Origin of the sequence: Flavobacterium sp. Root935 (genome assembly GCF_001429295.1) — a bacterium.
Taxonomy (GTDB): domain Bacteria; phylum Bacteroidota; class Bacteroidia; order Flavobacteriales; family Flavobacteriaceae; genus Flavobacterium.
On the sequence record NZ_LMJL01000012.1, the window covers coordinates 1,203,184 to 1,227,507 of the forward strand.

23 protein-coding genes are annotated in these 24,324 nt (G+C 31.8%); 12 read left to right on the forward strand and 11 right to left on the reverse strand.

The window, feature by feature from the left end:
• Window positions 1-86: 86 nt before the first annotated feature.
• Complete coding sequence (locus ASE40_RS19875) at window positions 87-950, reverse strand: PhzF family phenazine biosynthesis protein (RefSeq protein WP_057119077.1); 864 nt, start codon at window positions 948-950, stop codon at window positions 87-89.
• 62 nt (window positions 951-1,012) lie between these two features.
• Window positions 1,013-4,027 (reverse strand): tetratricopeptide repeat protein, encoded by a 3,015-nt coding sequence (locus tag ASE40_RS19880; protein WP_057119079.1) that lies wholly within the window; start codon window positions 4,025-4,027, stop codon window positions 1,013-1,015.
• Window positions 4,028-4,349: 322 nt separating this feature from the next.
• On the opposite strand from ASE40_RS19880, the gene ASE40_RS19885 reads away from it, so the two are divergent.
• From ASE40_RS19885 to ASE40_RS19895, 3 genes are read left to right on the forward strand one after another with little or no spacing between them, the layout of a single operon-like run.
• On the forward strand, window positions 4,350-5,033 hold the full coding sequence (locus ASE40_RS19885) for a cell division ATP-binding protein FtsE (RefSeq protein WP_057119081.1): 684 nt from the start codon (window positions 4,350-4,352) through the stop codon (window positions 5,031-5,033).
• Window positions 5,033-5,920: a glycosyltransferase family 2 protein gene (locus ASE40_RS19890; RefSeq protein ID WP_057119083.1), complete on the forward strand. Its 888-nt coding sequence runs from the start codon at window positions 5,033-5,035 to the stop codon at window positions 5,918-5,920. The genes ASE40_RS19885 and ASE40_RS19890 overlap by 1 nt, the downstream gene beginning before the upstream one ends.
• Complete coding sequence (locus ASE40_RS19895; RefSeq protein WP_057119085.1) at window positions 5,921-6,850, forward strand: glycosyltransferase family 2 protein; 930 nt, start codon at window positions 5,921-5,923, stop codon at window positions 6,848-6,850.
• Here the strand turns inward: ASE40_RS19895 and ASE40_RS19900 are convergent.
• Both ASE40_RS19900 and ASE40_RS19905 read right to left on the reverse strand, forming a co-directional pair.
• Window positions 6,833-7,267 (reverse strand): sugar 3,4-ketoisomerase, encoded by a 435-nt coding sequence (locus tag ASE40_RS19900; RefSeq protein ID WP_057119088.1) that lies wholly within the window; start codon window positions 7,265-7,267, stop codon window positions 6,833-6,835. The two genes, ASE40_RS19895 and ASE40_RS19900, sit on opposite strands and share 18 nt — an antisense overlap.
• Window positions 7,237-8,322: a glycosyltransferase gene (locus ASE40_RS19905; RefSeq protein WP_057119090.1), complete on the reverse strand. Its 1,086-nt coding sequence runs from the start codon at window positions 8,320-8,322 to the stop codon at window positions 7,237-7,239. The genes ASE40_RS19900 and ASE40_RS19905 overlap by 31 nt, the downstream gene beginning before the upstream one ends.
• Window positions 8,323-8,367: 45 nt before the next feature.
• Between ASE40_RS19905 and ASE40_RS19910 the strand changes: the two genes are divergently transcribed.
• Window positions 8,368-9,504, forward strand: coding sequence for a glycosyltransferase (locus ASE40_RS19910; RefSeq protein ID WP_057119093.1), 1,137 nt, complete (start codon window positions 8,368-8,370; stop codon window positions 9,502-9,504).
• On the opposite strand, the gene ASE40_RS19915 is transcribed toward ASE40_RS19910, so the two are convergent.
• The 7 genes from ASE40_RS19915 to ASE40_RS19945 all read right to left on the reverse strand — a co-directional run bounded on the left by ASE40_RS19915 (window position 9,501) and on the right by ASE40_RS19945 (window position 15,632).
• Window positions 9,501-10,775 (reverse strand): O-antigen translocase, encoded by a 1,275-nt coding sequence (locus tag ASE40_RS19915; protein WP_241774395.1) that lies wholly within the window; start codon window positions 10,773-10,775, stop codon window positions 9,501-9,503. The genes ASE40_RS19910 and ASE40_RS19915 overlap by 4 nt on opposite strands.
• A 2-nt stretch (window positions 10,776-10,777) precedes the next feature.
• Window positions 10,778-11,902, reverse strand: a complete 1,125-nt coding sequence (locus ASE40_RS19920; RefSeq protein ID WP_057119095.1) for a DegT/DnrJ/EryC1/StrS family aminotransferase — start codon at window positions 11,900-11,902, stop codon at window positions 10,778-10,780.
• Window positions 11,899-12,849, reverse strand: coding sequence for a FemAB family protein (locus tag ASE40_RS19925; RefSeq protein ID WP_057119097.1), 951 nt, complete (start codon window positions 12,847-12,849; stop codon window positions 11,899-11,901). The genes ASE40_RS19920 and ASE40_RS19925 overlap by 4 nt, the downstream gene beginning before the upstream one ends.
• A 3-nt stretch (window positions 12,850-12,852) precedes the next feature.
• Window positions 12,853-13,455: a trimeric intracellular cation channel family protein gene (locus tag ASE40_RS19930; RefSeq protein WP_057119098.1), complete on the reverse strand. Its 603-nt coding sequence runs from the start codon at window positions 13,453-13,455 to the stop codon at window positions 12,853-12,855.
• A gap of 59 nt (window positions 13,456-13,514) precedes the next feature.
• On the reverse strand, window positions 13,515-13,925 hold the full coding sequence (locus ASE40_RS19935) for a PH domain-containing protein (protein WP_057119099.1): 411 nt from the start codon (window positions 13,923-13,925) through the stop codon (window positions 13,515-13,517).
• A gap of 11 nt (window positions 13,926-13,936) precedes the next feature.
• Window positions 13,937-14,785: a hypothetical protein gene (locus ASE40_RS19940; protein ID WP_057119101.1), complete on the reverse strand. Its 849-nt coding sequence runs from the start codon at window positions 14,783-14,785 to the stop codon at window positions 13,937-13,939.
• Window positions 14,786-14,888: 103 nt separating this feature from the next.
• Window positions 14,889-15,632 (reverse strand): RDD family protein, encoded by a 744-nt coding sequence (locus ASE40_RS19945; protein ID WP_057119104.1) that lies wholly within the window; start codon window positions 15,630-15,632, stop codon window positions 14,889-14,891.
• A 20-nt stretch (window positions 15,633-15,652) separates the two neighbouring features.
• Between ASE40_RS19945 and ASE40_RS19950 the strand changes: the two genes are divergently transcribed.
• The 8 genes from ASE40_RS19950 to ASE40_RS19985 all read left to right on the forward strand — a co-directional run bounded on the left by ASE40_RS19950 (window position 15,653) and on the right by ASE40_RS19985 (window position 24,316).
• Window positions 15,653-16,633 (forward strand): stage II sporulation protein M, encoded by a 981-nt coding sequence (locus ASE40_RS19950; protein WP_057119107.1) that lies wholly within the window; start codon window positions 15,653-15,655, stop codon window positions 16,631-16,633.
• A 9-nt stretch (window positions 16,634-16,642) separates the two neighbouring features.
• The gene (locus ASE40_RS19955; RefSeq protein ID WP_057119108.1) at window positions 16,643-17,419 is read left to right on the forward strand and encodes a DUF4129 domain-containing protein; all 777 of its coding nucleotides are present in this window, start codon (window positions 16,643-16,645) and stop codon (window positions 17,417-17,419) included.
• Window positions 17,412-18,617 (forward strand): DUF4350 domain-containing protein, encoded by a 1,206-nt coding sequence (locus ASE40_RS19960; RefSeq protein ID WP_057119110.1) that lies wholly within the window; start codon window positions 17,412-17,414, stop codon window positions 18,615-18,617. Before ASE40_RS19955 ends, ASE40_RS19960 begins: the two co-directional genes overlap by 8 nt.
• 93 nt (window positions 18,618-18,710) lie before the next feature.
• Window positions 18,711-19,724, forward strand: coding sequence for an AAA family ATPase (locus tag ASE40_RS19965; RefSeq protein ID WP_057119113.1), 1,014 nt, complete (start codon window positions 18,711-18,713; stop codon window positions 19,722-19,724).
• 113 nt (window positions 19,725-19,837) lie between these two features.
• Window positions 19,838-21,169, forward strand: coding sequence for a DUF58 domain-containing protein (locus tag ASE40_RS19970; protein WP_057119116.1), 1,332 nt, complete (start codon window positions 19,838-19,840; stop codon window positions 21,167-21,169).
• 117 nt (window positions 21,170-21,286) lie between these two features.
• Complete coding sequence (locus ASE40_RS19975) at window positions 21,287-22,366, forward strand: phosphoglyceromutase (RefSeq protein ID WP_057119119.1); 1,080 nt, start codon at window positions 21,287-21,289, stop codon at window positions 22,364-22,366.
• Between the two features lie 44 nt (window positions 22,367-22,410).
• Entirely contained in the window at window positions 22,411-23,343 is a 933-nt protein-coding gene (locus ASE40_RS19980) for a DUF2167 domain-containing protein (protein WP_057119120.1), read from the forward strand.
• A 184-nt stretch (window positions 23,344-23,527) separates the two neighbouring features.
• Complete coding sequence (locus ASE40_RS19985; protein WP_057119122.1) at window positions 23,528-24,316, forward strand: TrmH family RNA methyltransferase; 789 nt, start codon at window positions 23,528-23,530, stop codon at window positions 24,314-24,316.
• Window positions 24,317-24,324: the final 8 nt, after the last annotated feature.

Consider the following 24,324-nt stretch of genomic DNA (forward strand, 5'->3'; position numbering starts at 1 on the left):
TCTTTTTCTAATTTTCTCTATATACTGTTTTTATTTCTTGATTTTATAAATCTATCTTCTTTAATCTTTATTCTATTATCTTAGAGCTAAGCTTCCCACTCTCCTTTAGCAATAAATTGAGCTTTCCCTCCAATGTTTATATCGAACTGATCGTCAATTAATTTCCCTTTAAAATAAATTTGAGATGGACGCCCTATATAATCTCCTTGATAATTAATCAATTCAAATTCAGGCTTATGATACTTTAATAGAAAAGCCTGAAGACAAGTACTTGCACTTCCAGTTGCCGCATCTTCTACCAATTGGTTATGTTCAATACACAGCATTCTGCTAAACAATTTTGAACCTTCTAAATAATAAAAATACAGACCTCTATGTGTTGTTTTACAATTCTTTTTCAGCCAATCATCTGTTTTATCTTTATCTAGAACTAAATTTTCCAGCGCTCTTTTACTGCTTAATCCAACCATTACAAAAGCACTTCCGGTTGTTACTTCTTGAATTGGAAATTGATTTTCAAAATCGCTTACTTGTAAATTGCTGAAAAGTGTAAAATCTTCTTTTGAAAAAATATCCCAAAATTTTGGCTGAGCTGCTTTTAACCAAATTAAATCTTCTGTTTGGTGAATCGGAATTTCCCCAATCGGAACTTTAAGTTTGATTTCGTTTGGCGAATTTTCGAATATTTTATTTATCAAAACCCATGAAGTTCCAACAATTGGATGTCCGGCAAACTGCATTTCATTAGCGGGAGTAAAAATTTTAATCTCAGCTTTGTTGTTTTCTCTGTCCAATTTGGTTACAAATGTGCTTTCTGCGAAATTAATTTCACGAGCAATTTGCTGCATTTGCTCAGAACTTAGATTCTCTGCATCCATAAAAACTGCCAGCTGATTTCCAGCATATTTTTTATCGGCAAAAACATCAACTATATAAAAGGGTAAACTCATAACTTGTAAAATGTGTTTTGTGAGATGTAAAATGTAAAGACATTTAACGTTTCACTTCTAACTTATTTATTAATCGACGAATTTGTTTTAGATTCTTCTAATTTTATCGCGCTCAATTCTTTTTTCGCTTCTTCAACTACATCTGGATAATCGGTAAAATTGTTGATTACGTTATCTAAAATGTAAGTTGCTTGATAACTGTCTTTTAATCCGTAGAAGTTTTTCGCCATCAACACCAAACCTTTCGCACCATAATATTTATAAGCAGAATAGCTTTTTGCTAGTTTTTGAACGGCTGTGTTTGAAGCATCAAATTTTCCTTCTTTTGTTTTAAAATAAGCATCGTAATACAACGCTTCTGCCGCTAATTCTCCTTTAGAAGTTGTCGCTAATTTTGCATAAGCTGTTTTTGCTTTATCCTCATTTCCAGTTTGTATTGCTGCTCTGGCAACTATAATTTGTGCATCTGCTTTTACACCTGCATCTGCTTTTGGATTTTCTAATACTTTCTCTGCAGAAATAACCGAATTATCATAATCTTTTTTATCATAATAACACTTCATTAAATTCGCTTGTGCAAAGTTTTTATTCTGAGGGAAATCTGCTTCACTTTCTAAACGTACTAAAACTGGAATGGCTTTATCGCAGTCTTTGGCTTTTAAATAAATTTGAGCTAATCTGTTTAATGCCTGTTCTGTAAATTCATTTCTTGGCTGATCAATTACAAATTGATAATTCGCAATAGATTTAGTTTCAGAACCTTCTGTGTAGTACAATTGTGCCAAATAGAAGTTAGCTTCAAGCGCATGCATTCCGTTCGGGAATTTACTCACATAACCAGCAAAACCAGTTATTGCATTTTTAGCATTGTTTTGGCTGTATTGTTTGAAAGCAGCATCGTATGTATCGTTGTCTAAGTCAGCATCTGTCACGGCAACAAAATCAAGAGTGCGGACCCAAGTTGCGTATTCATCTACTTTTCCTGAATCAACATAAATTAATCTTGCTGTAGAAACTGCCTCTAAAGCCTCTGGAGTTTTTGGAAATTCTGCAGCAACTTTTTTGAACTTTGTTAAAGCCTGCTCATCACGATCAGAATTATAATAAATTAAACCTTGTTTTAAAATTGCTTTTGAAGTAAATGATCCGTTTTTAAATTCAGAAATCAATTGATCGTAAGCTTTTAAAGCCTGGTCATTTTTCTTTTCTGCAACATACGTATTTCCTAATTCGTACAAGGCATCGTCACGGTAAGATGATTTGTTGTACATCTTAACAAAATTGTTCAGTTCATCAATTTTTTTCGCATTATTTGACATGAATCCGTAAGAAAGTGCTTTTTGAAATTGAGCATAATCCGCATCCACACCTTTTGCTGCAATTGCTTTTCCATAAGCTTCATTTGCTGCACTGTATTTTGAAGTCACAAAACGGCAGTCTCCCAAACGTAAGTAAGAATCGTTTAAACGAACTTTATCTGAAGGAGAATTATCAATTTGCGCTTGAAAAGAATTAGCCGCCTGATCGTATTCTTTTAGTTTAAAATACGTATAACCAATATTATAATTGATGTTTTTATACTCATCTGTAGATTTTGCCGCTGCCATTCCTGCAAACTGTTTGTAAGTCAGCAAAGCATTTTGCATATCATCATTAAGATATTCTGTTTCTGCTTTCCAGAAAGTAGCACGGGCTGTAAATTCTGGAGTTTTTTGCTCACTTACAGCGCTTTTGAACATTTTGTCAGCTTCTTGATAATTAGACTCATTATACAACTCTAATCCGCGGTAAAACAATACTTTTTGATACGCAGCTTTGTTTTCTGCAGTTCTGTTTTTTTCTAATAAAGTCAGCGCTTCTTTGTAGTTTTTAGAAGAAATATAAGAATCAACCAATAATTTCTCTACTTCTGAGCGGCTTGAATTGTTTGGATATTTTTTCAAGAAATCAAGCAAAATTCCAGGAACAGCCTGATAAGCATTTCCGATATCATAACTCAATTTAGCATAATTTAAAGCCGCATCTTCTTGAATCTGCGCATTGAAATCCATTTCTGAAGCGTTTTTAAAAGCGTTTAAAGCTTCCTGTTTTTTACCTATATTTAAATAACTTAAACCTAAATGGTAATAGGCGTTTTGTGCGACGAAATCTCTTCCTTCAATAATTTTATTGAATTGAGAAATTGCTTTTTCGTAGTTTTTCTGCTCGTAATATGCATAACCTAACTGATAAAAATCGGTATTATTCCACTTCCCTTTTTTACCTTCATATTTTTCTAAAAACGGAATCGCTTTGTCGTATTGTTTTAAATTGAAATAACTTTCTCCTATAATTTTATTCAATTCAGATTGTTCTAAAGCATTCGATTTAGCCATTGCAGTCTGCCCTAAGTCAATTGCTTTTTGGAAATTTCCAAGTTTGAAATTCATATCAGCCTGATAATAGGAAAGCTTTTCTTTGTATTTTTCTTCGCCAGAAACTTCGTCAAAATATTTAGTCGCTTCTTTATAATCGTCACCTTCATAAGCCATAAATCCTAAATAATATTTGGCTTGAGAACCATATTCTTTAGAATTCACCACTTTATTAAAATAATTAGTCGCTTCTTTTTTCTTTTTAGCATTAAAATAACTGTAACCTTTCATGAAATTAAACTTATCCGACTCAGTTTTACTCATGTAACTTTCGTCTACTTTGTCAAACCACTGCAGAGCTTTTGGATAATTTCCCTGATCGAAAAAATACTGCGCTGCTTCTATATAAGCCTGATTTTGTTTGGTGCTCGTTGGATAATCGCTGACAAATTTTTCTACTAAAGCATCAGCATTTGCCTGATTGGTTCTTATCGCACAATTAGCAATGTAAAACGCGCAGTCTGACTCCACTTCCTCGGTCGTCGCATTGCTCTTTACGTGTTGAAAAATAAGTTGCGCCGAAGCATATTGTTTGTCATTATATAAAGCCAGTGCTTTGTCAAAATCCTTTAAATCGTAGGTATATATAGCTGATTTTTGTGCCGAAACTATGGTCGAAATAAGGATAATTTGGAATAAAAAGAACCAGGAAAGTTTACGCATTTTTGTAATATTTAGTGTTCAAATGTATCATTTTATAACGTTTATAACGAAACGTTTTGAGGTTTTATTATGAACAAATTATTAAACGGCTGTGATTTTCTGCGTTACAAAACTTCAAAATATTGGTTCTCAAACTTTCTAAAAAACAAATAAATCAAAACCGTCTAAGCAATATAAGCATTAAAAACTTTACTTGGCATTTATTAAAATGAACTTATGGCACTAATGGTTTAATTTTTTAAACTTTTTCTTAAGAAATGATTGAAATTTATTTTGAATACAAGCGTTATCTTATTACTTTTACGATTCAAATCAATTTATTATGTCACAAACCGTACTATCTCTTAAAGAAGTCACTATATATCAAGAAGGAAGAAAAATTATCTCTCATATTAATTTAGACGTTAACCACGGTGAATTTATCTACATCATCGGAAAAACTGGCTCTGGAAAAAGTAGTTTCTTAAAAACTTTATACGCTGATTTACCATTAGTTGAAGGAGAAGGACATATCGTTGAATTTGATTTGGCAGGGATAAAAGAAAACGACATTCCGTTCTTGAGACGTAAAATCGGAATTGTTTTCCAAGATTTTAAATTGCTTCCAGACCGTTCTATTAAAGACAATATGCTTTTTGTTTTAAGAGCAACCGGCTGGCACGAAAAAGATGCAATGCTGCACAAAATTGATGAAGTTTTGGATAAAGTTGGCATGAAAGATTTCGTGAACAAAATGCCGCATCAGCTTTCTGGAGGAGAACAACAGCGTGTTGCAATTGCAAGAGCACTTCTTAATGATCCAGAATTTATTTTGGCCGATGAGCCAACAGGAAATCTTGATCCGCAGACAAGTTCTGAAGTTTTAGAAGTATTAAAAGCAATTAATGCAACTGGAAAAACCATCATTATGGCAACACACGATTATGCTTTATTGATGAAATTCCCTTCTAAAACACTAAAATGTGAAGATGAAAGAATCTTCGAAGTGGTGCAAAGAAGCGTGTAATGCTTTCGATTTTAATTCCGGTTTACAATTACAACATTTTTACTCTCGTAGAAACGCTGTACAAACAAACTTTGGAATGTAATATTCCTTTTGAAATTATTTGTTTAGACGACGCTTCGCAAGATTTTATAATTGAAAACCAAAGAATTAATCAATTTAATAACAGCTCTTTTTCTATTTTAGAAAAAAATATTGGCCGTAGTGCCATTCGAAATTTATTAGCACAAAAAGCAGTTTATGAAAATTTGTTTTTTTTAGATGCTGATACATTTCCTGTTCATAATCAATTCATTTCTAATTATATTGAAGCAATAAAAAAGAATGAAAAAGTTGTTTTTGGAGGGATTTTATACGAAAATAAAAAACCTGCAAAAGAGCTGCTTTTACGATGGATATATGGCAGAAAAAGAGAAGCTTTAAGCTTAGCTGACAGAATTCAGAATCCATCTGATTTTGCATTGGTTTCTAATTTATTAATTAAAAAAGAAATCGTTGTTCGTTTTCCTTTTGACGAAAATCTGACAAAATACGGTTATGAAGATTTACTTTTTTTCTCCGTTTTAAAATCCAATCTTATTGCGATTACACATATTGAAAATCCTGTTTTTCATTTAAATCTAGAATCCTCTGCCCTATTTTTAAGTAAAACAAAAACGGCATTACAAAATCTGGTATTTTTAGATGCTTCAAATAAAATTTCAAGAAAGGAAAGTAAAATTATTGCATCATTTGAATTTTTAAACAGATTAAAACTAATCTCTGTTTTTAATTTTGTCTTTAGAAAATTGGAAACTAAAATTGAGCGAAATTTAGTTTCAGAGAAACCTTCACTTTTTCTGTTTGACATCTATAAATTAGGCTGTTATTGCTTTTTAAAATCAAAATAAATGGCTTTTTTTTCTATCATAATTCCGCTTTACAACAAAGAAGATTTTATCGAAAACACGGTACAAAGTGTCTTGAATCAAACTTTTCAGGATTTTGAAATTATTGTTGTAAATGACGGATCAACTGATAAAAGCGAAGAAAAGTTATTGCAGTTTAATGATTTTAGAATTAATTATTACAGCAAAAAAAACGAAGGTGCTTCTGCCGCAAGAAATTACGGAATCGAAAAAGCAGCTGCCGATTTTATAACTTTTCTAGATGCAGACGATTATTGGTATCCGACGTTTTTAGAAACGATGTTTAATCTCATTTCCAAGGTTCCAGATCAAAAAGTATTTTCTGCTGCAATTGAATTTGATACTTCAAAAAAAATAATTCCAGTACAATATTCGATTTTAAAATCTAATGACGAATTTGAAATTGTAAACTACTTTCAAGCCAGTTTAAAGGAAACAGTTCTTTGTACTTCCTGCGCTGTTTTCCATAAAACTGTTTTCTCTGAAGCTGGAAATTTTGACACAAAAATTAAAAGTGGTCAAGACACCGATTTATGGATTAGAATTGGTCTTATTTATCCTGTAGTTTTTTCTTGGAAAATATTAGCCCGATACGTTTACGATCCTGAAAGTCTTTCGAAAAATAAGAAACTGATTCACGAAAAAATGGATTTTTCGAAATATGAGAAAATAGAAAACGCCAATTTAGATTTGAAAAAATTTCTCGATTTGAATCGGTTTTCATTGGCTGTAAAAAGTAAAATCGCTGGAGAAAAAGCACTTTTTACTAATTATTCTCAACCAATTGATTTGAAGAATTTAGGTTTGAAGAAACAAATTTTATTACGCCTGCCTGCTTTTGCTCTGATCTTTTTGATTAAAACAAAAACAGTACTTGCAAATTTAGGCTGGGGCTCATCTGTTTTTAAATAGTTTGAATTTTTTAAATTCCCGAATGTAATCTTCTTCATTAAATTCATTGGAAGACAAAACCAAACAAACACTTCCTGAAGAAAAATTTTCGATTTCCCTCCAAATACCCGGTACGATAAGCAAACCGACATTTGGCTTATTCAACGTCACTGTTTTCTTGTTTTTACCATCTTTTAAAATCACGTCAAAACTGCCGCTTAATGCAATTAAAAATTGCTGTTGGTCTATATGTGCATGCCCGCCTCTTTTGCTTCCGCTTGGCACATCATATAAATAATATACTCTTTTGGAAACAAACGGAATTGTATCGCCTTCAATAACCGAAAGATTTCCTCTTCTGTCCTGAATTTTAGGAATTTCAATTAATTGAATATCTGAAATAGTGGTCATTTGTGATTGGTTAGAAGATTTTTCCATTGTTCAGATATATTTTTTAAAGACAAATGTTTGACGCTTTCTACAGCGTTCTTTTTGCAAAAATGATACATTTCGTTATCATCTTCAAGCCGATTGATAGCTTCGGCCAAAGCTTCAATATTATGGTTTTCAACCAACAGACCATTAAATTCATTCTGAATAATTTCTCGTGGTCCAGAATTACAATCTACAGCCACAACAGGCGTTCCCAAAGCTAATGATTCTATTATGGAAAGTGGAAATCCTTCGTAATGACTTGTCAGAATGGTAAATTTAGCTTTACGAACTTCTTCAAATGGATTTTGTTTGAACGGAAATATTTTAACGTAATTACTTAAATCTAAACTTTCAATTTTTTGTTTTATAAAATCCAAATCATTTCCAGAACCTAAAAGATATAATTCATATCCTTTCAAAAAAATTTGAGACTTAGAAAAAGCTTCCAGCATCAATGTAAAATTTTTAACTTTTTCATCAAATCGTCCAAAAAACAAAATCACTTTTTGAGTTTCTAAAGTCTCTTTTTTTAATTCTTCTTCGGCAATAAAAAAAGGATTGTAAATTGTAATGGTGTTTTTAAACTTATAAAGCTGATTTATTTTTTCTTCGATTGCTTTTGAGACACAAATTAAAGCCTCAGTATTTTCATAAATTATTCTGGACCAAAATACCGACGAAGGAAAATAATTTTTAAAATTATAACTATGCACAACGTAATAGATTTTGGTGTTTCGATAAATTAATCTCGTAATTAATTCTCTCAGCAATACATTTCTAGTTCTGCTGTCTATGACAATTTCTATATTATTTTTGGTCAAATAGCGACGTAGTAAAATTCCTTTTTTTAATTTTCTGAGGAAAGAAAAAGAGCCTAAGCTTTCTTTTTCTAAATTGAATAAAGTTCCTGTATATGAATAATCTACAACATCATTTACAACAATAGAATGGACTTCAAACCCAGATTCTTCTAACATAAAAGTCAGTAAAGCTGCGAAACGTTCTGCTCCTCCTTTTCCTAAAGAATTTGAAACAATTGCAACTTTCTTTTTATTCATGTTTTTAACCAAAAAAGTAAATATATTTGTCAAATATACACATAAATGAAAGTTTTACTGGTAGGCGAATACAGTCATTTGCACAATTCTTTGAAGGATGGTTTGCAAAAATTAGGACATGATGTTTTTATTATTGGTCAGAACGACGGTTTTAAAAATTTTCCAGTCGACTTTCCTATTCAGAAAAAATGGGATTCTGGTTTTCTAAAAAAAGTAAAAATTGCAGTGTATAAACTTTCTGGATTCGATATTACCTCTTATTTAACGTATCGACAGTTTCTAAAATTCGAAAAACGATGTTCGGGTTTTGATGTCGTGCAGTTAATCAACGAAAACAGTTTTCATTGCACGTATTATTTCGAAAAGAAGATCATTTCGAGCCTTTTAAAAAACAATAAGAAATTGTTTTTACTGAGTTGTGGCTACGACTATTTAAATGTGAAATATTGTTTTGAAAATCCTGATTTTAAATCTGTAATTGCTCTCTATCAAAATCATACAATTGATCAAAAATCATTTGCTAATGTTTTGAAATTCCGCAAGAAAGAGTTCCTCAAACTACATCAATTTATCTACAAAAACTGCAACGGCATTATTGCTTCCGATCTAGATTATCATCTTCCATTAATAGGAAACAGTAAATATCTGGGAATGATTTCAAACCCAATTAATATTGACAAACTTCAATTTGAATCGCTAAATATTTCTGATAAAATCATCATTTTCCATGGCATCAACAATGATAATTATTTAAAAAAGGGAAATGATTATTTTGAAAAAGCTCTGGAAATAATTGAGAAAAAATACGGTTCGAAAGTTGAAATAATAACTGTTCGAAGTATTCCATATTCTCAATATATCGATTTGTATAATAGATCACATATTTTATTGGATCAAATTTATGGATATGATCAGGGCTACAATGCACTTGAAGCAATGGCAAAAGGAAAAGTCGTTTTTACCAACGCCGAAACTGAGTTTACAGAATATTACAATGTTACTGAAAAAGTGTGCATAAACGCTATTCCAAATGTAGATTACCTAGTAAATGAATTGTCTTTTTTAATTGAAAATCCAGCAGAAATTACGGCAATAGGAAAACGCGCCAGGACTTTTATAGAAGAACATCATAATTATGTGAATATTGCACAAAAATACGTGCAGAAATGGAACGAAAATTAAAACAAACTTTTTCTAAAATAGATCGCAAGGACTATCAAATAACTCAAATTTTGAAAAGCGTAAGCTATTACAACTCCTTCTATTTGAAATATTTGAATATAATAAACACTAGCCGTATACAGAATAAATAAAGAAAATAATTCTGTAAGTATAAAAGCCAATGTCAATTTTTTGGCAAAAAACTGGTAGCCTAATATCAGTGAACAAACTTTAAAAATATCTCCGAGAAACTGCAAAAAAAACAAATCTGTTACAGGTAAAAATTCTTTACTAAAAAGCAGTTTAACCACAAAAAATCTAGCCAAATAAAGCACAATTAAACCCAAAACAAAAACAGGCAGAATGAACTTATAAAACTCCCAAAAAACACTTTTTGTTTCCTGATTAGTGGATGCTTTTGATAGTTTCGGCAAAAAATAAACGGTTAGAATAGTGCTGATAAATAAGAGATAGTAAGACGAAATTCTCGTCATGGTTTCCCAATATCCAGCTTGTTCAATTCCTAAATCATGAATAATATGATTTCTAATTGCTAAGAACACAAATGGCCCTAGAATCGAGGAAACCAAAGCCATTAAGGAATACGAGGAAAGATTTTTTATGATTTTAAAGTCAAATAAGTCTAGTTTTATAATTTGAAAAAAGTTAATTTCTTTTTGAACTAGATAAAAAGTAACGAAAAACAAAAGCGCGGGCGCAATCACAATAGCCATTAAAGCTCCAATCGTTTGGTATTGTAAAATCAAAAAGAGAGAAACCGCTAAACCAATTATGTTTCCGATGATATTAATCCAGATTACTTTGTGAAATTTCCCTAAACCATTAATTAATGCAACAAAAAAAATTGAAACGGCATAAAAAGGCAAAGCCAAAGCCAAAACTTTAAAAACTGGTAAATATTCGGTGTTATTTCCAAAAATTCTGGTATTCCAATATTGGGCTGTAAAAAACAAAACAAAACCTAGAAGAACGGCTATGAATGAGAGGCTTATAAAAACAGTTGTAATTACTTTTTGAAGTTCAACTTTGTTTTTCTCATTTTCGGCGGTGTATTTTACGATGCCATTTTGAAATCCTAAAGTGGAAATATTTTCTAATGAAGTTAAAAAATTACGAAGATTTCCAAACAAAGCCATGCCGCTTGGTCCGACAAAAACGGCAAGTATTTTTGATGTAATTAATCCAATTCCGATTTTTAAAACAACGCTGAAACTGTTTAAAGAAGTTATCTTAAACAAACTGGTTTGACCTATTTTTTTATAGAAATTCAAACTTAGTATTGATTTAAAATTTCAATTATAAAATCAACCTCAAATTCTGTTAAAACAGGACTCATTGGCAAGCTTAAAACCTCATTATGAATCTTTTCAGTTACAGGTAATGATAAATTATTCCATCTTGAAGTTTCGGAAGAAAAAGCCTTCTGTTTGTGTGGCGGAATGGGATAATGAATTAATGTCTGAATATTATTTTGGGTTAAATAATCTTGTAAATTGTTTCTATTTTCTGTTCGAATAACAAATAAATGAAAAACATGATTGTTTGAAAAATCCCAAAAAGGTAGTATTATTTTATCGTTTTTTATTTCAGACAAATAGCGTTTTGCAATCTTTCTTCTTTTCTCATTATCAGCATCTAAATTGGGCAATTTCAGATTTAAAAATCCAGCTTGAAGTTCATCTAATCTCGAATTTACACCAACATATTCGTTTTGGTATTTTTTCTCAGAACCATAATTTCGAAGTGAAAAAAGCACTTTGGCCAGTTCAGCATCATTTGTCGTAATCGCTCCGCCATCGCCTAAACAACCTAAATTTTTTCCTGGATAAAAACTATAAGCGATTGCTGATTTTAGTCCCGAAGCCTCGGGATAGATTTTAGATTTTAGATTATTTTCCGCTCCGTGAGATTGTGCGGCATCTTCTACAACAATAAGATTATGTTTTTCTGCAATTTCATTTATTTTATCCATTTCGGATAATTGCCCGTATAAGTGAACAGCTAAAATGGCTTTTGTTTTTGAGGTGATTTTTTCCTCAATTAAATCTGGATTTATATTGTAAGTTTCTAATCTCGGCTCCACCAAAACTGGAACTAAATCGGCTTGTAAAATTGCTAAAATACTCGCTATATATGTATTTGCCGGAACGATAACTTCGTCACCTTTTTGAAATTTTCCGAGTTCGATATACCCTTTAAATATAAGAATTAAAGCATCTAAGCCATTTCCGACTCCAATACAATATTTTGATTGGCAGTATTCGGCGAAAGCCTTTTCAAATGTCTCCGCTTCTTTTCCTAAAATATACCAGCCGTTATGTAAAACCGTTTGCAGTTTTTCCTGAAAAGCAGTTTCATAAGGTTCGTTGATTTTTTTTAGGTCTAAAAATGGTATCACTTTATTTCAATTTTATAAAAATCTTGATTGTAAACAGAACAGCCTAATTCTTCTTTTTGGTTTAAAAGCCCGTTATTGTAGCCCGCTTCACTATCATCTCCTACAATTCCCATGTCAAAAAAGTGCTTCCCTTTTCGTTTGTATTTGTGCAGCAAATTAATGAATAAAAAATCGAGTGCTCGAAATTCTTCTCCCGTCTTTGAAGTTGCACCATACTGTGATTTAACGACATTTTTGGTCTCAAAAATCGTTATTCCGGCAATTATTTCATCATTTTTATATGCAGAAAATTGCTTTATATTTTGAGGAAATTTAGATTTTAAAAGTGTAATTTCTTCTTTAGAATGAACAGGTTTTGTATCGAATTTTTCCAATAATCTTGGTTCTAAAACTTTTTCCCAAAAAGGATCGAAATTCTCTTCTTCTACGATATCTAAATCAAGGTTTTCAATTCTTCTAAAGTGCTTTAATTTACTTTTCGAAATCTTTAAAGGCACAGATAAATTAACTGCCAGATTCATTTCTTTTCGTTCTAAAACAGCGCCTCTTTTGATTAGAAAAAATTCGATTTCTTTATTTCCTTCCGAAAAATAAAAATCTGGAATTGGTTTATAATAAAAGGTTTGTATTTTATTTTCTTTCAAAAAAAGTAAAATTTCGTCTAAAATCAATGATACTTTTTCTGCCTTCAATTTAGATAAATAGACCAAACCACCATAAGTAAGTCCTTGATGAGAATAAACGGCATTTTCTCGTTTATTGGCTGGAAGAATGGCACGTAGTTTTTCTTCTTCAAAAATTAAAAGAGAGAAGTCTTCAAAACGATCGCGATGATATTCCATAAAATCACGGTAAAATAGAAACGTGGCATTTTTGGCCTGAGCAACAAAATCGTTCCAAATGGCAAAATCATTTTGATTGTATTTTTTTACGGTATATTTTGTCATCAATTATTTATGATCAAATGCTTTTAAATGCCATTTGTATTTTACTGCCAGCAGTCTAATTACAATAATTACAAGTGAAGTAACTAAATATAAAACATCGACGTTTAAATTTAGTGCTCTTAAACCAAAGAATACGAATCCGCCAAAAATACAGATTGTAGCATATATTTCTTCTCTAAAAACGTTCGGAATTTCGTTGCATAGAATATCTCTAATTACCCCTCCAAAACACGCGGTCATTGTTCCTAAAGCAATACAAATTCCGGGATGAAGTCCAATCACAATTCCTTTTTCGAGACCAATTAAAGTGAAAACTCCCAAACCAATTGTATCAAACAAAAATAATGAAGTTCTGAGTCTATCGAATTTTTTTCTAAAAATAATGGCTAGAAAAAATCCTAAAATAATCACGTAAACATACTGCATATCGCGCATCCAGCCTACTGGAGTTCGTCCAATAAGAACATCACGGAGCGTTCCTCCTCCTACCGCGGTGACAAATGCAATGATAAAAACCCCGAACGGATCTAGTTTTTTATGCATTGCTGTTAAAGCGCCAGACATAGCAAACGCCATTGTCCCAATAATATCTAGTAAGTGAAACATTTTTTCTTAAGCTACAAAGATTTAAAGGTACAAAGGTGCAGAGATTTTTATAATTGTTTCTATTTTTTTAGTACTATTTTTATTTCAGGATTTATTCTCTTGATTGCTTCTAAAAATCTGTTTTTATCCTTTGGAGAAATTAAAAGCGTATCATATTTATTATATAAAATTTCTAATCGGTTAAAAGAAAGTGCAGGCGAACTTATAATATTAAAAGTCTCCGATATTGTTTTTATCTCCTTAACTTCAATTAAAAAATTAAAGAAATAGCCGCATTTTATTTTCAGTTTATCGCCTTCAATACTATACATAGTTGTTGAAAATGAATAGATGACATAACTAATTACAAAAATTATGAAAATAAAACCAAACCAATTTTGATCATACGCTAATCGTATTAGAATCAGCGTAAATAATATGCTTACCAGAATTACAAACCATAAATCAATTTTAGATTTGAATTTTTCCATTTGTTATTATATTATTTTTTAACGTAAATAGGACTTCTTTTTAGTAAATAAGTTACAGAATCCATCCAGCTGTCTTTTACTGCTAAGAGCGGTTTACGAGTTTGAGAATAAATTTTGGTCGTATTTCTATACATGTCAAAATAAACAGTATAGTAATAATAAACCTGTGTGTTTGCTGTAGTTGTAGAAATATCGTTTGTTTTTATTTTTTTGTTATTGTCGCTTACTTTTGCATTTCCGCTATTATAAGTAGTGGCTGTAGTACCAGAATTTATAGTGTAAGAAACTTTTGCAGCAACAATATTATCAACTCCCAATATTTTCTCAAGATCTTCAATTGGAGTTTCATCAATATTATTATGATCTATTCCAGCTTTATGAAGCAAACTATTTGTGGTTCTTAAATCTTGAACTGTTAACGGAAAAATATTTGATGATTTGTCCAGCAGTTTATTGTAAAGATCGTTTTGAGCAAATTTAGCCATGTCTCCTGAGCTTTCCTGCGTATCTGAATTCACGTAAGGAACTGGAAGCACCGCAATTGTATTGGGCTTCATTTCTGACGCTGTAATTGTTGACGAACCTGAAGACGGCGAACTATTTCCAGAACTTACATCAAAAGTTTGTGATCTTCCGCTGGCAAAATCAATTCTTGCAATCTGCGAAATGTCAAGTGAAATTACTAATGTTTCGCCTGGAAGTGAATATTCTACGGTTTTATCAGACATTTTTGAAATCGTACATTCAATAATCTGATAATCTCTTTTTATTATTTTATCCAATTTTTTTCCGCCTTGAGCGAAACTAAAAACAACGGCAAATAACATTAATATAATGAGGAGTGGCTTTTTACTTTTCATGTTCAGAGTTTTAAATTTAGAATATTCGTAACTAAAAATCAGTTAAATATAAAAAATTAAAATCTAAAGATTCAAAATAATCCTAATTCCTTAAAGAAAATTTTTACATATGCTGTGTGTAGAAATTGTAGTCTTTTAAAATTACTCGAATAAAATCGCTGTTATTTCCAGATTGATTTTTAATTCCGGTTACGCTTTCGATTTTGGCTACCAATTTATAAATGATTTCATGATCATTTTTGGCTTCGGCTTTTTGGTATGTTTCCTTGATGATTCGCATATCATTGTCTGAAAGTTTTATCACTAAAGGATAAGTCGGAACATAGGAATCTCCTATTTCTTCTAAAATTGTGTGGCTAATATTAATTTTATTTTTCAACGTAATAACAGCTGTTCCTGCTGCCATATCACCAAGACGCTGAGATTTTTGACTGGTAACTACCGCAATCATTCCTGGTAAACCAAAAAGACTGAAAAAGTCTATTACTCTAAAAAACCATCTTACTAAATAATCGCCAAAACCCGCTTGATAACCGTCAATTTTAACCACTTTAATTTTTACTAATTTTTTTCCAAGCGATTGCCCTTCAAAAATACTTTCAAGAACTAAAGAGTAAACTATAATTGGAGAATACAGCATTAAATATACTGCACCGCGAGACCAGCCGTCTAGATTGACCATCAATCGATCTAACTGAAGCCAGTCAAATAAAACTACTGAAATTGCCGTCGAATAACAGATTATAATGAACAAATCAATGAAAAAAGCACCTAATCTTTCGCCTACAGAAGCAGCAATAAAATTTATTTTGACATTTTGTGTCGTATTAATAGATAATTCTGACATATTTTATATTTTAGCCAACAATGAGAGAAATCGCCTTTATAAAACAAAACAAAGAAAAATGGCTCGAATTTGAGCTGGCAATTTTTGGTAAAGCTAAAAAAAATCCTGATGAATTAGCTAATTTATACATTCAAATGATGAATGATTTGTCGTACGCTCAAACGTATTATCCTAAAAGTAAAACGGTTGTCTACTTAAATCATCTTGCCTCTCAAATTTATCAGAAGATCTACAAAACCAAACGAACAGACAGAAATCAGATTATTGATTTTTTTAAAATTGATGTTCCGCTTTTGGTTTACGAGTACAAAAGGTATTTGCTTTATGCATTTGCTTTATTTTTTGTGACAGTTTCTATTGGAGTACTTTCTGCCCGTTACGATCAAGATTTTGTTCGTTTAATTTTAGGAGACGAATATGTCAATATGACGCTGGAAAACATCAAAAAAGGCAATCCAATGGCCGTATACGGTTCTGGAAGCAATTGGGGAAGTTTTATTGGCATTACTGTCAACAATCTTTTTGTTGGTGCTCGATGCTATTTTTACGGAATTTTTGCTGGTATCGGAACTTTTAATATTTTCCTTCAAAACTGTATTATGCTGGGTTCATTTCAGTATTTCTTTTACGAGCAAGGCGTTTTCTGGAAAAGCGTTCGAGGAATTTGGATTCATGGTTCTATGGAAATTTTTGCCATTGTGATAGAAACTACTGCTGGATTTATTTTAGGTGCATCTATCCTATTTCCTAAAACCTTCTCGAGAATAAATTCATTTAAGATTGGATTTAAAAACAGTTTTAAAATATTTTTGAGTACTTTTCCATTCACGATAAGCGCTGGATTTTTAGAAGGTTTCATTACCAGATATTCTATCGATATGCCCAATTGGTTAAGCGTTTTTATTATTCTGGTTACGCTTGCGATTATCTCATTCTATTACTTGATTTATCCTTTTATTGTGCACAAAAAAATACATTCTTTAACCGCCAAAAATCTTTAAGACCAAGTAATGACAAGATTATTATTTATTTTATCTTTTCTTTTTTGCTGCGGCGTTTCTAAGGCTCAGGATTCAATTGTTATACCACAGGATCCACCAAAAATTGCTGGAATTAAATATACTGAAAAGGACATTCAAATTGATTCGAATTCTGTCGAAGCGAAACATTTTGAGAAAAATTTCAAAAAAAAATACACTGATCCAGAATTTATCTACGAATATAAAGCGCCGGAAAAAAGCTGGTGGGATCATTTTATGCATTGGCTGGCTGGAGTATTTGCAAGTCTTTTCAATTTCAAAAGCGTTAAAACCTCACTGACTTTTGTTGGTATTTTATTTCGGATTTTAGCCGTTTTAATAGTTATTGTATTGATTTACTTGATAGCAAGGAGTCTGACAAAACAAGATGGGAGATGGATTTTTGGAAAAAATGCCAATAAGAAAGCGATCTTTTATTCTGATGCCGAAAAAAATATCCATCTTTTAGATTTCGAAAAATTAATAAAAGAGAGTATCGAAGCTGGCGAAAGAAGAATTGCTGTACGATATTATTATCTGTGGCTTTTAAAAGTAATGGCTCAGCATAATTATATTGAATGGGATATCGAAAAAACAAATTCAGATTACTTATACGAGTTACAGCAGCCTGCTCATAAAGAAGAGTTTACCTATCTTTCTTATTTGTATAATTACATTTGGTACGGCGAATTTGAAATTGATGATGCAATATTCCAAAAAACTGAAAACAGATTTAAAAAAGCTTTAAAAACCTTCGGCAATGGATAAAAATATGAAAATCCACATTGCGATTCTGGTTTTAATATTAGGCATCGTATTATTAACAGACAAGGGACAGCAAAAACCAATTGACTGGACTCCTACTTATTCTGTCAATGATAAAATTCCGTTTGGATTATACATTTTTGACCATGAAGTTAACGGCTTTTTTAAGAAACAAAAAATCCAAAAAATTTCAACAGAAACGCCTTATGAGTATCTAGATTCTCAATATGATGAAAATGAAAATGTAGAGAATTATAAAATTAAAGGTACTTTCATCAATATTTCTGAAGCCAATAATATTGACGATCAATCTATAAAAGAGATTTTATATTTTGTTTCGCATGGAAATAAGGCTTTTTTAAGCATGAGAGCATTTCCAAAATTATTACTGGATTCTTTAAAAGTAGAATTAAAAACAGATTTTATGCCATCTGAAAATGTTTCAATCTGGATGGCCAATAAAAAAGTCAGCACAAAAAAATATACTTTTAATACTGGTTTAAGCGATTACTTTTCTAAAATAGATACTCTAACTACAAAAGTTTTGGGCTATCAAAACAGCAATAAAAATAAAAGACAAATTAATTTTATTGAAGTTCCTTATAAAAATGGATATGTCTATTTGCATACGCAGCCGGTAGCGTTTACAAATTATAACCTGCTGAAAAAAGACCATTATCAATATGCCGAAAATGTTTTGTCGTACTTTACAAAAGGAGATATATTTTGGTACAATAAAAGTCTTAACGATAAGCGAATTTCAAATTCTCCGATGCGCTATATTTTATCGCAGCCAGCTTTAAAATGGGCATGGTATTTAGCTTTACTTGGTATTTTGATTTTTATGATCTTTAATGCAAAACGTAAGCAGCGTATTGTGCCAATTATAAAACCATTGCAGAATTTAACGGTTGATTTTACCAAAACCGTTGGGAATTTATATTATCAGGAAGGAGATCACACTAATATTATTGATAAAAAGATTATTTATTTCCTAGAGAAAATCAGAACCGATTATTTGATTGATACGTCAAAATTAGACGATGATTTTATCAAAAAATTGCATTATAAAACAGGCAAAGACGAAAAAGACATTCAAGAACTTATCGACTTAATAAACAATCACAGAAAGAGTTATCACGGAAGTCTGGAAGAAGATTTAATCCGAATAAATACAGCAATAGAAAAGATTTTACATTAATTATTTTAGCCACAGATTATTAAGATTAATACAGATTAAAATCATTTCAATTCTTTAGTGGCAAGAAAAAACAAATAAAAAACAGACCAAATTATGGACGATATCAATACAACATCAAACGAAATCACAAATGAAAATGTGAATTTTGAAACCAGAATTAATTTAGGACCTCTTTTAGAGCACGTAAATACAATCAAAAAAGAGATTGAAACTGTAATTGTCGGGCAGCATAAAATGGTGGACCAGCTTTTGGTTGCAATTTTGTCAAACGGGCATGTTCTTTTGGAAGGTGTTCCTGGAGTTGCGAAAACTATCACAGCCAAGTTATTATCCAAAACATTAAATATTGGTTTCAGCAGAATTCAATTTACGCCAGATTTAATGCCTTCTGATATTTTAGGAACTTCGATTTTTAATCTAAAAACTTCAGAATTTGAATTCAAAAAAGGACCAATTTTCTCCAATTTAATTTTAATTGATGAGATAAATCGTGCTCCTGCCAAAACACAAGCGGCGCTTTTTGAAGTTATGGAAGAACGTCAAATTACAATCGACGGATCTGGTTATCAATTAGAAACGCCGTTTTTGGTAATTGCAACCCAAAACCCAATCGAGCAAGAAGGAACTTATCGTCTTCCAGAAGCGCAATTAGACCGTTTTCTTTTCAAAATCACTATCGATTATCCAAAATTAAATGAAGAGATTTTGATCATTCAAAGAGAACATTCTTTACAAGATCATGGAAAACTAGATGCGATAAAAACAATTCTTTCTTCTGATGAAATTAAGCAGTATCAAGGTTTGGTAAAACAAATTAGAGTCGAGCAAAATTTATTAGAATACATTGCCAGAATCGTGGTTAATACACGCGAAAACGCCTTTTTATATTTAGGAGCTTCTCCTCGTGCTTCAATCGCTATTTTGAATGCTGCCAAAGGTTTTGCTGCCATCCGCGGACGTGATTTTGTTACGCCAGAAGATATTAAAGAAGCTGCGATTCCTGTTTTACAGCATCGTGTTATTGTAACGCCAGAACGTGAAATGGAAGGTATTACAAGCTCAGAAATTATTAAACAAATTATCGAAACTGTAGAAATTCCAAGATAATTGTTAATTATAAATTGTTAATTATAAATTGTTAATGGTTAATGGTTAATGGTTAATGTTGGGACAAACTTGAAACTTGAAACCTGAAACCTGAAACTTGAAACATCGAACAAATGAAGTTCATAAAAAGTCTATATCTGAATAATTTCTTCTTCTATGTGCTTTTAGGCATAATAGGATTGTTTGTTTGTGCTTTTATTTTTCCGAATCTTTATAATGCGGTTTGGCTTATTGTTTTGGGTTTGGTGACTTTTTTAGGTCTTGATATCCTGATTTTATATTTGGCAAGAACTGGACTTGAAGCAGAAAGAATTACGCCGGAAAAACTATCTAATGGCGATTTAAATCCCATTCGAATCAACTTGAAAAATCATTATAATTTTCCTGTTTCGGTTAAGATAATTGATGAAATTCCGTTTCAGTTTCAAGTTCGTGATTTCAAGATTGTAAAATCGATAAAAGCATCAACGCAAAAAGAAATTAGCTACGAACTTCGTCCGACAGAACGCGGCGAATATCATTTTGGAGCTTTAAATGTCTATGTTTCTTCGCCTTTAAAACTAATTGCTAGAAGATTTGCTTTTGACAAAGACCAAATGGTTCCGACGTACCCATCTTATATTCAGTTAAGAAAATACGATTTAATTGCTTTTTCTAATAATCTTTTTCAATACGGAATTAAAAAAATCCGCCGAATTGGACACACAATGGAATTTGAACAGATTAAAGAATACGTACAAGGCGATGATTTAAGGACATTAAACTGGAAAGCTACTGCCAAAAGAAATTCTTTGATGGTCAATCAGTTTCAAGACGAAAAATCACAAACTGTTTATATGGCAATTGACAAAGGCCGTGTCATGCAAATGCCTTTTGACGGATTGAGTTTGTTAGATTATGCTATAAATTCGGCTTTGGTTTTATCAAATGTCATTCTGAAAAAACAAGATAAAGCAGGACTTTTTTCATTTTCTAAAAAGGTAGAAAACAGAGTTTTTGCCGAAAGAAGAGCTTCTCAAATGCAAAAGATCTTAGAAACTTTATACAATGTAAAAACCGATTTTTTCGAAAGCGATTACAGCCGATTATATGTTGATATTAAGAAAAATATCAATCAAAGAAGTTTAATTATTCTGTACACCAACTTTGAAACAATGGACGGATTGAATCGCCAGTTACCTTATTTAAAAGGAATTGCAAAAAGTCACTTATTGGTTGTTGTTTTCTTTCAAAATACCGAACTGAATTCGATCATCAATAAGAAAACAACTACTATTCAGGAAGTTTATGACAAAGTAATTGCTGAAAAATTTATGTTCGAAAAACGATTAATCGTAAACGAACTGAAAAAATACGGAATCCATTCGGTTTTGACACAGCCAGAAAATCTTACGCTTGACGCCATTAACAAATATTTGGAAATTAAGTCTAGAGGAATTTTATAAATTTTCCCTTCTATTAAGTTAAAGTTACCATACGTTATCACGTAAAAATTAATTGATTAAATTAATTAGTTTTGAAAAAAAATCAAAACGATTCATTGTAATTTCAATTAATAAAAAATGAAAAAATTAATCCCAATTCTGTTCATTTTATTAAGCTTTAAATCTCTGGCACAAAAAACAGAAAACATAATCATCATTACTACAGATGGTTTTAGATGGCAGGAAGTTTTTAAAGGAATTGACCCAGCGATTGCCAATGATAAAAAATTCAATCAGGGGGACAGCGCCTATATTTATAAAAAATATTCCAATCCCGATATCAAAGAAGCACGTAAAAAATTAATGCCTTTTTTCTGGTCCGAAATCGCTTCAAAAGGTCAGATTTACGGTAATCGAGATTTAGGAAATAAGGTCGATGTTGCCAATCCGTATTGGTTTAGTTATCCAGGCTACAGCGAAATAATGACTGGAAATGTTGACCTGAAAGTCAATTCAAACAGTTACAAAGCCAACCCAAATGTCAATGTTTTAGAGTTCTTGAACCAGCAGCCTAAACTAAAAGGAAAAGTAGTCGCTTTTGGTGCTTGGGATGCTTTTGATAGAATTTTAAATGAAGAAAGAAGCGGGTTTCCTGTCATTTCTGCTTTTGATAAAGTTGGCGGTAAAAAACCAACCACTCATCAAAATTTACTAAATGAAATGCGTGATCATTCATATAAGCCTTTTCATCAGGATGAATGTCTCGATGTTTTTACGCATTATCAGGCAATGGATGAACTTAAAACGAAAAAGCCAAAAGTATTGTACATCGCGTATGGCGAAACCGATGAATGGGCACATCATGCACAATATCGTTCGTATTTAGACGCTGCAAACCAAGTCGATAAATGGATCGAGGAAATTTGGAATTTTGTTCAAAATGACCCGCAGTACAAAAATAAAACAACTTTGTTTATAACAGTTGACCATGGCCGAGGCGACAAAGTAAAAGCACAATGGACAGATCATGGTTCTGATGTTGCTGGTGCATCTGAAATTTGGTTTGCTGCAATGGGACCTGAAATAGCGCCAAAAGGCGAAATTAAAACCGACTCTCAGTTGTATCAAAAACAATTTGCTCAGACTTTAGCAAAAATTATGGGATATGATTTTAAAACCTCCCATCCTGTAGAAAAAAAAATTTCAGAATTATTTTAACGAAACCAAAAACCCAAAATAATTAACCATTTTAAACCAATTCAATGAAAAAAACATTACTAGTCGTTTTGTTATGGACGATCTCTATTTTCAAAATGGCTGCACAACAGCCTGACACGCTCACAGCTTATTACGACAAAATTGAAAAATCCTTCAATTACGAATCGGGAAAAATTACACTTCCTGAAGGCGACGGAACTTTGAATGTTCCTAAAGGTTTCAAGTTTTTAAATGCCGAGCAAACCCAAAATGTTCTAAGTAATTTATGGGGAAATCCAGAGGATAAATCTATTCTGGGTTCATTAGTTCCTGACGGAAAAGGTGTCACACACATGGACAGCTGGATGTTTGTAATCAGCTATCAAGGTGATGGTTATGTAAAAGATGATGATGCCGATGATATTGATTATGATGATCTTCTTAAAACTATGAAAGAAGATGTTGCAACTGCAAATGTAGAGCGGAAAAACGCTGGTTATCCTGAAGTTCAATTAATTGGATGGGCTTCTAAACCTTTTTACGACAATAATTTAAAAGTACTTCACTGGGCAAAAGAATTGCAGTTTGGCGCTGATAAAAACCACACTTTAAACTACGATTTAAGGGTTCTGGGAAGAAAAGGAATGTACAATATTTCGGCTGTTGCTGGTGTAAATCAGTTAGAAGAAGTAAAAGCAAGTATTCCTGGAATTATCAAAAGTGTTGAGTTTAATGATGGAAACAAATATTTAGATTTTGATGCCGATACAGACACAGTCGCTGCTTGGACAATTGGCGGTTTAGTTGCTGGAAAAGTATTAGCAAAAGTTGGATTTTTCGCCATTTTAGCAAAATTCGGAAAGTTCATCGTAATCGGAATTATTGCCGCTTTTGCAGCCGTAAAAAAAATTCTTTTTGGTAGCAAAGACCAAGTTGTTGCTAGACCTGCAGAAGAAGAAACTGCACTTTTAGAAGAAAATAATTCTACAGAAGAATAGTTTTTTGCCGCGAATTTCACGAATTTACACGAATTCATTTTTGCATTACTGCGAGAAAAAAATTAGTGGAAATTTGTGTAATTCGCGGCAAACTTTTTTATAAGACTTACAAGGTTTTAAAAACCTTGCAGGAAGAAAAAAACTCTGTACCTTTGCCCCTCTGCAACTTTGAGCCTTTAAAAAAATGAAACAAATCACTTCAATTCAAAATCCGTTTATAAAATCTTTGGTTTTACTTCAAGAAAAATCCAAAGCCAGAAAACAAACCGGAACATTTTTGATTGAAGGTTTACGAGAAATTTCATTAGCAATAAAAGGCGGTTACGAAATTGAAACGGTATTATTTTTACCAGATTTAGTTTCTGAAACCGAAATCAACAAACTGATCAAGAATCCGTTTCAAATTATCGAAATCAATAAAGAAGTTTATCAAAAACTGGCTTATCGCGATACCACCGAAGGAATTTTAGCTGTAGCTAAAACCAAATCGCTGCAATTATCCGATTTAAAATTATCGGAAAACCCATTAATTCTAGTTGTTGAATCGCTGGAAAAACCAGGAAATATTGGAGCAGTTTTACGTACTGCAGACGCAGCTAATTTAGATGCTGTTTTAATTGCTAATCCAAAGAGCGATTTATACAATCCGAATATTGTGCGTTCAAGTGTGGGCTGTCTTTTTACCAATCAAATTGCAACAGGAACCACTTCTGAAATTATTGCTTTTTTAAAAGAAAAAAAGATTAATTTCTATAGCGCAACGCTTCAAAATTCAACTTCTTATCATACTCAAGATTTTACTGCTCCAACCGCTTTGGTTGTGGGTACAGAAGCAACTGGTCTAACGCAGGAATGGCGTGAAGCTGCTACTCAAAATATTATTATCCCGATGCAGGGCGAAATTGACAGTATGAATGTTTCTGTTGCTGCCGCGATTTTAATTTTTGAAGCAAAAAGACAGAGAGGGTTCTGATTTTAGAT